This window comes from Mesorhizobium sp. M7A.F.Ca.US.005.03.2.1 (assembly GCF_003997795.1).
In the GTDB taxonomy this organism is placed as follows: Bacteria; Pseudomonadota; Alphaproteobacteria; order Rhizobiales; family Rhizobiaceae; genus Mesorhizobium; species Mesorhizobium ciceri.
The window spans coordinates 1-9,140 of record NZ_RZRP01000171.1; the positions used below are offsets into that span (position 1 = coordinate 1).

General features: G+C 62.9%; 11 protein-coding genes. 5 read left to right on the plus strand and 6 right to left on the minus strand.

Annotated features, from left to right (window positions below; all coding sequences use genetic code 11):
• Positions 1–551, plus strand: a 551-nt coding sequence (locus EN991_RS12270; RefSeq protein ID WP_245460952.1) for a metallopeptidase TldD-related protein, incomplete at its 5' end; no start/stop codon positions are given.
• Between the two features lie 25 nt (positions 552–576).
• Here EN991_RS12270 and EN991_RS12275 read toward each other — a convergent pair.
• Positions 577–870 (minus strand): hypothetical protein, encoded by a 294-nt coding sequence (locus EN991_RS12275; protein ID WP_245460953.1) that lies wholly within the window; start codon positions 868–870, stop codon positions 577–579.
• 73 nt (positions 871–943) lie between these two features.
• On the opposite strand from EN991_RS12275, the gene EN991_RS41665 reads away from it, so the two are divergent.
• Positions 944–1,066, plus strand: a complete 123-nt coding sequence (locus EN991_RS41665) for a hypothetical protein (RefSeq protein WP_281039798.1) — start codon at positions 944–946, stop codon at positions 1,064–1,066.
• A gap of 199 nt (positions 1,067–1,265) precedes the next feature.
• Positions 1,266–1,925 (plus strand): transglutaminase-like cysteine peptidase, encoded by a 660-nt coding sequence (locus tag EN991_RS12285; protein WP_164766139.1) that lies wholly within the window; start codon positions 1,266–1,268, stop codon positions 1,923–1,925.
• A gap of 16 nt (positions 1,926–1,941) precedes the next feature.
• On the opposite strand, the gene EN991_RS12290 is transcribed toward EN991_RS12285, so the two are convergent.
• Both EN991_RS12290 and EN991_RS12295 read right to left on the minus strand, forming a co-directional pair.
• The gene (locus EN991_RS12290; protein WP_127368843.1) at positions 1,942–3,183 is read right to left on the minus strand and encodes a class I SAM-dependent RNA methyltransferase; all 1,242 of its coding nucleotides are present in this window, start codon (positions 3,181–3,183) and stop codon (positions 1,942–1,944) included.
• On the minus strand, positions 3,180–3,944 hold the full coding sequence (locus EN991_RS12295; protein WP_127368844.1) for a TlyA family RNA methyltransferase: 765 nt from the start codon (positions 3,942–3,944) through the stop codon (positions 3,180–3,182). The genes EN991_RS12290 and EN991_RS12295 overlap by 4 nt, the downstream gene beginning before the upstream one ends.
• Before the next feature lie 325 nt (positions 3,945–4,269).
• Here EN991_RS12295 and EN991_RS12300 point away from each other — a divergent pair, with 325 nt between their 5' ends.
• Positions 4,270–5,265, plus strand: coding sequence for a sterol desaturase family protein (locus EN991_RS12300; protein ID WP_032809851.1), 996 nt, complete (start codon positions 4,270–4,272; stop codon positions 5,263–5,265).
• Complete coding sequence (locus EN991_RS12305; RefSeq protein ID WP_013532787.1) at positions 5,262–6,413, plus strand: GNAT family N-acetyltransferase; 1,152 nt, start codon at positions 5,262–5,264, stop codon at positions 6,411–6,413. Before EN991_RS12300 ends, EN991_RS12305 begins: the two co-directional genes overlap by 4 nt.
• Positions 6,414–6,501: 88 nt before the next feature.
• Here the strand turns inward: EN991_RS12305 and EN991_RS12310 are convergent, their stop codons facing one another.
• The 3 genes from EN991_RS12310 to EN991_RS12320 form a co-directional block, all read right to left on the minus strand.
• Positions 6,502–6,795: a hypothetical protein gene (locus EN991_RS12310; protein ID WP_024503606.1), complete on the minus strand. Its 294-nt coding sequence runs from the start codon at positions 6,793–6,795 to the stop codon at positions 6,502–6,504.
• 148 nt (positions 6,796–6,943) lie between these two features.
• Complete coding sequence (gene dxs, locus EN991_RS12315) at positions 6,944–8,857, minus strand: 1-deoxy-D-xylulose-5-phosphate synthase (RefSeq protein ID WP_127368845.1); 1,914 nt, start codon at positions 8,855–8,857, stop codon at positions 6,944–6,946.
• Between the two features lie 142 nt (positions 8,858–8,999).
• A partial coding sequence (locus EN991_RS12320) for a pirin-like C-terminal cupin domain-containing protein (protein ID WP_281058797.1) occupies positions 9,000–9,140 on the minus strand: 141 nt, incomplete at its 5' end.

The following is a 9,140-nucleotide window of genomic DNA, read 5'->3' on the forward strand; positions in this document are numbered from 1 at the left end:
GCACGATGCCCGAGCGGCGCGGCTCGCTGACAGTCGACGACGAAGGCACGCCTTCAGCCCGCAATGTGCTGATCGAGGACGGCAAGCTGGTCGGCTACATGCAGGATCGCCAGAACGCCCGGCTGATGGGCATGAAGGCAACCGGCAACGGCCGCCGCGAAGGCTACGCACACCAGCCGATGCCGCGCATGACCAACACCTATATGACGGCGGGCGACATGGAGCCGGACGAAATCATCGCCTCGGTCAAGAACGGCATCTATGCCGTCTCCTTCGGTGGCGGCCAGGTCGACATCACCTCGGGCAAATTCGTGTTCGGCTGCACCGAGGCCTACATGATCGAGAACGGCAAGGTGACGCAGCCGATCAAGGGCGCGATGCTGATAGGCAACGGTCCGGACGCCATGCATCGCGTCTCGATGATCGGCAACGACATGAAGCTCGACACCGGCATCGGCATGTGCGGCAAGGCCGGACAGGGCGTGCCGGTCGGCGTCGGCCAGCCGCATCTGCGCATGAACCAGATGACGGTGGGCGGCACGCGGGTCTGAGCGAACGGCCCAACTGGCCGGGCCGTTATGCCTTGCCGATAGACCGGCGCGAAGTCGTGTAGAGAATCAGGAAGGCGATGACGCCACCGATCGCATATTTGAACCAAGCACTCAGGTAGTCGACGGTCCCGTCATGGCCGGAGACATACAGCGCAGCTGCGACAAACGTCATGGCCGCGATGCCAAGTGCGTAGGACGGCAATAGCCCGGTTCGAGCGATCTTTCGCAAAATCCAGGCGACGAGCGCACCCGAGAGCGCCATATGAGAGCTGCGCCGGCGCTTACGGTTATGCGGCGCCTGACATCGCGCTGCGGACATTTGGCGGGCTCCCAACAGTAGAGGTCGCGACAGCGCGGTGGTGTCGTCCGCACTCGACCTCGCGAAGAAGGGAATGGATTTCGCAGATGCTCTGCATCTGGGGAAATCAGCTCATGGCGCTGGCTTTGCAACCTTTGATCGTAATTTCCTCAAGGCTGCAAAGACGGCGGGATATGACAGCTTGCAGGAAGCATGACAAAGGTCCGTCGCTGGCGCCCTGATGGTCGAGTCAGACCGAATGCGCCCGCTGATGCTTGCGTTTTCCAGTTTGAATTCCCCGGCTGCACCTTGAAGTAAACACAATCGGCATTAGGAAATTGTTAGGTGTTTAACTGCCTGGGCTGCCGTTTCCGCACGAACGCAGTGCCGGCCTTCTGGTTGCGGTGGTGTTGGCAATGCGGCGTTCCCCCGGCGTCCTGACCTCCTCTTTCCTGCTTGGCTTCGTTTCGTTGATTGGCGCGACATGGTTGCAAGCCAGTCCGGCGGCGGCACAGTCGACATTGTTCAAGTCGCGATCGACGCAATCTGCCGCAGTTGGTGGAAGCACCAGCGTCCCCTACGGTTGGGTCGATTTCTGCCATCGCCGGCCAAAGGAGTGCAAGGTGCCCGCTCTGCCGGCGGCGAATGTCAAGCTGACCGCGCAGAACCTACGCATCCTCAAGCGGATAAATCACAAGGCGAACAGCGCCATCAAACCCGTCAGCAATTTCGATCACTGGGGTACGATGGCGGATCACTGGGACTATCCGGTGGACGGCAAGGGCGACTGCAAGATCTACGCGCTCTACAAGCGCAAGCTTCTTCTGGCAGCGGGATTCCCCCGGCAAGCGTTGCTGATGACCGTGGTGCGCGACCTGGACAATGAAGGCCACACCATTCTGACGGTGAAAACCGACAAGGGCGATCTTGTCCTGGACAATCTGGTCAATGAGATCAGGCCCTGGAACGCGACGGGCTATTACTTCGTGAAACGCCAGTCGCAGCAGAACCCAAACACCTGGGTGTCGATCAACCAACGCGGCGGCACGTCGAAACGACTGTCGCCAAGTTCGTAGGGCCGAAGCCTCCAGGCTATCGCCGCTTCTTCGGCTTCTCCAGCAGTGCCACCGCTTCGACATGCGGCGACCACAGGAACTGGTCGATCGGCGTCACGCTCTTCAAGGCGTAGCCGCCGTCGATGAGGATGCGCAGGTCGCGAGCCAGCGTCACCGGATTGCAGGACACCGCAGCAACGTAGGGAACATCCGAGCGGGCGATCTGCTTCGACTGGTCCTCGGCGCCGGCGCGCGGCGGGTCGAACACCACACCGTCGAACGCATTCAACTCCTTGAACGTCAGCGGCCGGCGGAACAGGTCGCGGCGTTCGCCCGTCACCCGCTTCAAGCCGGTGGCGAAGCGCGATCCACGGTCGAGCGCTGAAAGCGCTGCCGCATCGCCTTCCACCGCATGGACTTCCGACTTCGCGGCCAGGCGCAGAGCAAAGCTACCGCAACCGGCGAAAAGATCCGCCACCTTCTTGGCACGCTTCAGATGTCCGCCGACGATGTCGGCCATCGCCTGTTCGGCGGCCTCGGTTGCCTGCAGGAACGCGCCCGGGGGCAAGGCGACAGCGACGCTGCCGAACATGACCACCGGCTTTTTCGGCTCGATAATGATTTCGTCATCGATGGACAGCCTGGCAAAGCCCTGCGCCATGACGAAGTTAGCCGCGATCCGGCGCTGGTGCTCCCCGAGCTTGCCGGATTCGTGAACCGCGACATCGAGCCCCGAACCGGTCACGGTGACCGCCAGCCGGAACGATTTGGTGGTTGCGCAGACCAATTCGGCGAGCGCCCTCAAGCGATCGAGGGCGGCAACGATCTCCGGCAGCGAGATCGGGCATTCCGATATGGCGACGATCTCCGGCGACAGATGGCGATGGAAGCCGAGCAGCATGCCTGTCTCGGTGCGCCGGGCGGCAAGCACGACACGGCGGCGCGTCTGCGGTGCGCAGGCGACCAGGTCACCGATCTCGCAATCGATGCCCTTGCCCTTCAGGGTGTGCGCCACTTTTTCGCGCTTCCACCGGCGATAGGCTTCGGCTTCGAAATGCTGGAGCGCGCAACCGCCGCATTCGGTGAAGTGGCGGCAGGCGGGATCGATGCGCAGCGGCGATGCTTCCAGCACCGCCATCAGCATGGCGCGATCCCTTTCGCGCGCGGCGGTGACCGTTTCACCGGGCAGTGTGAAGGGAATGAACAGATCGCCTGTCTCGGTCTCGGCGACACCGTCGCCCTGGGCGCCAAGTTTCCTGATGCTGAAGCGCGCGCTCATCGGTCCTTGATCCCACAGAGCAGGAATTCGCGATTGCCGTCGCCGCCATCGATCGGCGACAGATGCAGCCCCAGCGAGCGCCAGCCGGGAACGGAGTCCAGCCAATCCTGCAGCAGGCCGGCGACACGGGCGGCGTCGAAGGGATCCTTCAACAGACCACCCTTGCCGATCGCTTCCCTGCCGGCCTCGAATTGCGGCTTGACCAGAAACATGGCCTTTGCGCCAGCCTTGGCCAGGCCAAGGGCCGGCGGCAGCGCCAGTTTCAGCGAGATGAAGCTGACGTCGGAGACGATGAAATCCGGAATACGCCCGCCGAGATCGGTGACGGCGAGGTCGCGGGCGTTCAGCCCTTCGATCACCGTCACACGCGGGTCGCCGCCGATATCAGGATGCATCTGGCCATGACCGACATCGACGGCGGTGACATGGGCCACGCCGCGCTCGAGCAACACCTGTGTGAAGCCGCCGGTCGAGGCGCCGATGTCGAGCGCTTCACGGCCGGCAGGATCGAGGCCGAAATGATCGAGCCCGCCGATCAGCTTGAGTGCCGCGCGCGACACATAGCCTTGCGCCGGATCATCGATGGCAACGTGACATTGCGGCAAAACGCTCTGGCCGGGCTTGCGCGCAATGACGCCGTCGACGGTCACAGTGCCGCGCTCGACCGCATCGCGGGCACGTGAGCGGCTGGCAAACAGCCCGCGCTGGACGAGCAGGTCGTCGAGCCGCTGGCGTGCGCTGGCTGGCAGAGGCGAATTCATCGGCCTTCATGGCGAAAGCCGACGACGATGGCAAGAGCGCCACATGGAAGCATTTCGTCTCCCGTTCCCATCATCACGCTCAGCATCTTGCACGGCGACGATGGTGAGGCGTTCCGTCCCGCCGACCATCCTTATGAATACCCATGCGTTACGCCCGTTGAGACGGATGACGCCGAAGCATGAGGTCTCACCGCCTGCGGGTAAATACCAACAATCTAGAAAGCCTCATGATTTCTTAACCAATTTTCATCGCATTTGCTTGAGGACTTCAATGTTATGACCGCGACGACGGGAAAACCCGGATGGAGAGGCGGCAACTTTGGAAATGGCCAGCGACATCGTCTACAAGGTTCTTGACCGGATTTCCGGCGCCGGCCTGCTGGCGACCGGACTTCTGTTGCTGACTGCTTTGGCCAGTGCCCTGGTCGCCTATTGGCGCACGGTCGAGAAAAAGAGCTGGAAAGAGTTCTTCGAGTTCGCGGTCCCGCATGAGGTCATCACGCATCCTTCGGCGAAAGCCGACCTTTTGTTCTGGGTGACGCGGAAGGCGCTGATGCCATTCCTCATGCTGCCCGCCGGCGTCGTCTTCGTCAGCGCCGTCGGCTATGCGACGAACTGGTTGCTCTCCACGCTGCTGGCAATCCAGCCGCCTCTGATCGAGGGGCCGGCGGGGCCTGTGACGGTGACGATCTTCACCCTCACCATGCTGCTTGCCTACGACATTTCGTACTATCTCTATCATGTCGCCCAGCACCGCTACCCGGTGCTCTGGGAACTGCACAAGGTGCACCATTCGGCCGAGGTGATGGTCGGCATCACCAAGGATCGCGTCCACCCGCTCGACGAATTGATGAACCGGGCCTGGGACGGCGTCATTCCCGGCATCTGCTTCGGCATCTGGTCGCTGGTGTCGCTGAACCTGGTTGAACTGACGGTCTTCGGCGTCAACGTCTACATCATACGCAACATCCTGATGATGGATTTCGTCAGGCACACGCATTTCAAGATCTCGTTTGGGCCGTTGAACAATCTGATCCTGTGCCCACACTGGCATCAGTTGCACCACAGCACCGACCCGCGCCATTACGACAAGAACTTCGGGCTGCTCTTCTCGTTTTGGGATCGGCTCTTCGGAACTCTGTGCGTTCCGAGACCCGACGAGGACTTCAAGTTCGGTTTGATCGAACGCAACGTGCGCGACTACCAGTCGCTCGCAGGCCTCTATGTCATGCCGCTGCAGCGGATGTGGCGGCAGATCGCCAGACATTTCCGCGCCGACAAGCCCGAGCCACAGCAATCGCCGCAGGGGGGCAAGCCATGAACGGACCGGCCGTGTTCCGGATGCAGCAAGCGCACCGGATCGAAATTGCAACCTCGCCAGAGCGACTGGCAGAAATCGCGCCCGCCTGGGCAGCGCTCTGGCAACGCGCCGGCGGCCTCGTTTTCCAGCATCCCGACTGGATCTCGGCCTGGTGGCACACCACACCGCATCAGGACCGCCGCGGCCTCAGGATCGGCCTGGTCTGGAGCGGCGAGCGCCTCGAGGCGGTCATTGCGCTCGCGACCTTCTGGCGCTCGGGCATCCGTATGCTGGAATGGGCGGCGAAGGATCACTGCGACTATGGCGATGTCCTGCTTGCTCCCGATGCAGAGCCACAGATCCTGCCGCAACTCTGGCAACATATCCTCGACGATGGCGGCTTCGATCTTGCGTATCTCAATCGGCTGTTGCCCGATGCTCGATTCCGGACCCTGCTTGGTCCCGCCGCCCCAGGCCAGGGCAGCATTTTGCAGCCGAGCCACCGCAGCGAGGTCAGCTACCGAGTTTCCAGCGCCGGACAACGCGGCGCACAATGGTTTGAAAGCCAGTCGAAGAAAACCCGGCAAAACTATCGCCGTGGTTACAAATTCATGGAGGAAGGCGGCGCGCTGCGTTTCCGCCTGATGGATGCGCACGAAGCCCGCGAGCCGGTGCTGGAACGCGTCGCGGCGCTGAAGCGGCTATGGCTCGCAAAACACGGCCGCGTCTCGGACCTGTTCGACGAAGGTTCCCCCGCGCTGCCGGCACTGATCTCGGTTCTGGCCGGGCTTGGGTTGCTGCGCATTTTCGTGCTCGAACGCGAAGACGAGATCATCGCCATATCGATCAATTTCGAGCAGCATGGAACGATGATGGCTTTCGTCACCACCTATGATCCGGCCTTCGAACGGGCCTCGCCGGGCATGGTCTTGATGATGGATTACATCCAGTGGTCGTTCGACAGGGGCTTGACCACGATCGATTTTCTCTGCGGCGGCGAGGATTTCAAGCGCCGCTTTGCGACGCATTCGGTGATCTTGTCGTCAGTGGTGGGTGGACGAAACCTGCGCGGACGCCTTGCCGCCTTGGCAGACCGCGCCCGCCACGCGGCGCAATCCTGGCGCCCCGAGAAACCGGCGCAACAAGCGGAGCTGGTGGCGGCGGAGTAGCAGTGCCGACGCCTTTAGATCACCCGCACAGCGGCAAAGCACGATGAAACGATCGGGCAATCCCGATCAGGGCTTGCTGGTCTCTAGCTCAGAATACGCTTCGCGAAACCGGGCGCTCGACGGCCGGAGACAACCCATCCGCACGCCCTCCCGACGCTTGCTCGCGTGAAGGCTCGATGGCAACCGCAGGTGCGGGAACGGGGGCCGGCAGAACCACCAGTTGCGGCACCTGCTTGAAGGAAAAGCCGCCGCGGATGTCGCCCATCTTGCCGGCGACGATGCCCATGGCCGCCTTTTCGAGGCTGCGATCATAGCGCGTTTCGGCTGTGGCCGGCGCGACGATGACGGCGCAAAGCGCTGCGCCGCACAGAAGCGTTTTCATTGTTGCTGTCTCCCTGCCTGATCACGATCTAGCAGGGCGCCGTTGAAAAACGGCCAAGAGACACGGTAAGCAAAGCGCCAAACGGCAGCGTAAACAACGCGTTAAGAACGTTGGCCGGCAAACTGATTCAAGTCACTGAGACTTTGATTCAGGCGCGCTGGGCGCGAACCGTATGCCCGAGCGCGACGAACACGGTGCGCACGATGCCGGCAGCATCGAGCCCGGCATCGGCATACATCTTTTCCGGCTTGGCGTGGTCGGTAAACACGTCGGGCAGCACCAGCGGGCGCACCTTCAGGCCGCTTTCCAGCAGGCCTTCATGGGCGAGGAACTGCAGCACATGGCTGGCGAAGCCGCCGACGGCGCCCTCCTCCACCGTCACCAGAACCTCATGCGAGCGGGCCAGCCGCCGGATCAGATCCTCGTCGAGCGGCTTGGCGAAACGGGCGTCGGCGACCGTGGTGGAAAGCCCGGCAGCCCCTAGCTCCTCGGCGGCGATCAGGCAATCCTGCAGCCGTGTGCCGAAGGACAGCAATGCTACCTTGGTGCCCTCCCTGACGATGCGGCCCTTGCCGATTTCGAGCACGGAGCCACGCTCCGGCATGTCGACGCCAACGCCATTGCCGCGCGGATAGCGAAAGGCGATCGGGCCGTCATCATAGCTTGCCGCGGTGCGTACCATGTGGCGCAGCTCCGCCTCGTCGGCCGCCGCCATCACCACGAAGCCCGGCAGTGTCGCCAGGAAGGTGGTGTCGAAGGCGCCGCAATGGGTGGCGCCATCGGCGCCGACGAAGCCGGCGCGGTCGATGGGAAAGCGCACCGGTAATTTCTGGATGGCGACGTCGTGGACGACCTGGTCGTAGGCGCGCTGCAGGAAGGTGGAATAGATGGCCGCGAACGGCTTGTAGCCTTCGGTGGCGAGGCCGGCGGCGAAGGTCACCGCGTGCTGTTCGGCGATGCCGACATCGAAGGTCCTCGACGGGAACGCTTCGCCGAACAGGTCGAGGCCGGTACCGCTCGGCATGGCTGCGGTGACGGCGACGATGCGGTCGTCCTCGCGGCCCTCCTGGACCAGGCTTTCGGCGAACACCTTGGTGTAGGCCGGTGCGTTGGCCGGCGCCTTGGCCTGCGCGCCGGTGATGACGTCGAACTTGTTGACGCCGTGATATTTGTCGGCGGCGGCTTCCGCCGGCGCATAGCCCTTGCCCTTCTGGGTGACGACATGGATGAGCACCGGGCCTTCGCCATTGTCTCGGACATTTTTCAGGACCGGGATCAGATGTTCCAGATTGTGGCCGTCGATCGGGCCGATGTGATAGAAGCCGAGTTCCTCGAACAGCGTGCCGCCGGTGACGTAGCCACGTGCATGCTCGACCGCCCTTGTGATCGCACGATCCGCGCGCTTGCCGAGATAAGACGTCAGTTTTTTGCCGAAATCGCGCAGGCCGATATAGGCCTTGCCGGAGGCCAGCCGCGCCAGATAGGCGCTCATGGCGCCGGTTGGCGGCGCGATCGACATGTCGTTGTCGTTGAGAATGACGATCAGCCGTGCATCGAGTGCGCCGGCATTGTTCATCGCCTCGTAGGCCATGCCGGCAGACATGGCGCCGTCGCCGATGACGGCGATGACATTGTTGCGGCCGCCGGAGAGATCGCGGGCCGCGGCCATGCCGAGGCCGGCCGATATCGATGTCGAGGAGTGGGCAGCGCCGAAGGGATCGTACTCGCTCTCGGCGCGGCGGGTGAAGCCGGACAGGCCGCCTTCCTGGCGCAGCGTGCGGATACGGTCGCGGCGGCCGGTCAGGATCTTGTGCGGATAGGCCTGGTGGCCGACATCCCAGATCAGCCGATCATCGGGGGTGTTGAAGACATAGTGCAGCGCCACTGTCAGCTCGACCACGCCAAGGCCGGCGCCCAGATGACCACCCGTGCGGGATACCGCGTCGACCAGCTCGGCGCGAAGCTCGGACGCCAGTTGCGGCAGCTCACTCTCGGCAAGCGTGCGCAGGTCGGCCGGGATGCGGGTCTTGTCGAGAAGCGGCGTATGCGGCGTTGCGTTCACGGTGCTCAGGCTTTCGGTTGATGGGCGAAATAGGCCGCCGGCCGGCGAAAGTAAATGCGTGTCAGTGACGCGGATCAGACTGTGGTCTTTTGCTTCTATGCAGGTCGTTTCCCCAAAACCGGGCCACTTTGGGCGACAGGCATCAGCTTTCCGGCAGCGGAATGAACTCTTCCTCGTCTCCTGGAACGATGTCGAAGCGGCCTGTCTTCCATTCCTCTTTCGCCTGTTCGATACGCTCTTTCGACGACGAGACGAAATTCCACCAGATGTAACGCTTCGAACC

Excerpts from the sequence above, each read along its gene's own strand:
- EN991_RS12290 (WP_127368843.1), bottom strand. The coding sequence starts at position 3,183 with ATGAGCGCGCGCTTCAGCATCAGGAAACTTGGCGCCCAGGGCGACGGT.
- EN991_RS12300 (WP_032809851.1), top strand. The coding sequence starts at position 4,270 with ATGGCCAGCGACATCGTCTACAAGGTTCTTGACCGGATTTCCGGCGCC.
- EN991_RS12310 (WP_024503606.1), bottom strand. The coding sequence starts at position 6,795 with ATGAAAACGCTTCTGTGCGGCGCAGCGCTTTGCGCCGTCATCGTCGCG.
- EN991_RS12295 (WP_127368844.1), bottom strand. The coding sequence starts at position 3,944 with ATGAATTCGCCTCTGCCAGCCAGCGCACGCCAGCGGCTCGACGACCTG.
- EN991_RS12285 (WP_164766139.1), top strand. The coding sequence starts at position 1,266 with ATGCGGCGTTCCCCCGGCGTCCTGACCTCCTCTTTCCTGCTTGGCTTC.
- EN991_RS41665 (WP_281039798.1), top strand. The coding sequence starts at position 944 with ATGGATTTCGCAGATGCTCTGCATCTGGGGAAATCAGCTCATGGCGCT.
- EN991_RS12305 (WP_013532787.1), top strand. The coding sequence starts at position 5,262 with ATGAACGGACCGGCCGTGTTCCGGATGCAGCAAGCGCACCGGATCGAA.
- EN991_RS12275 (WP_245460953.1), bottom strand. The coding sequence starts at position 870 with ATGTCCGCAGCGCGATGTCAGGCGCCGCATAACCGTAAGCGCCGGCGC.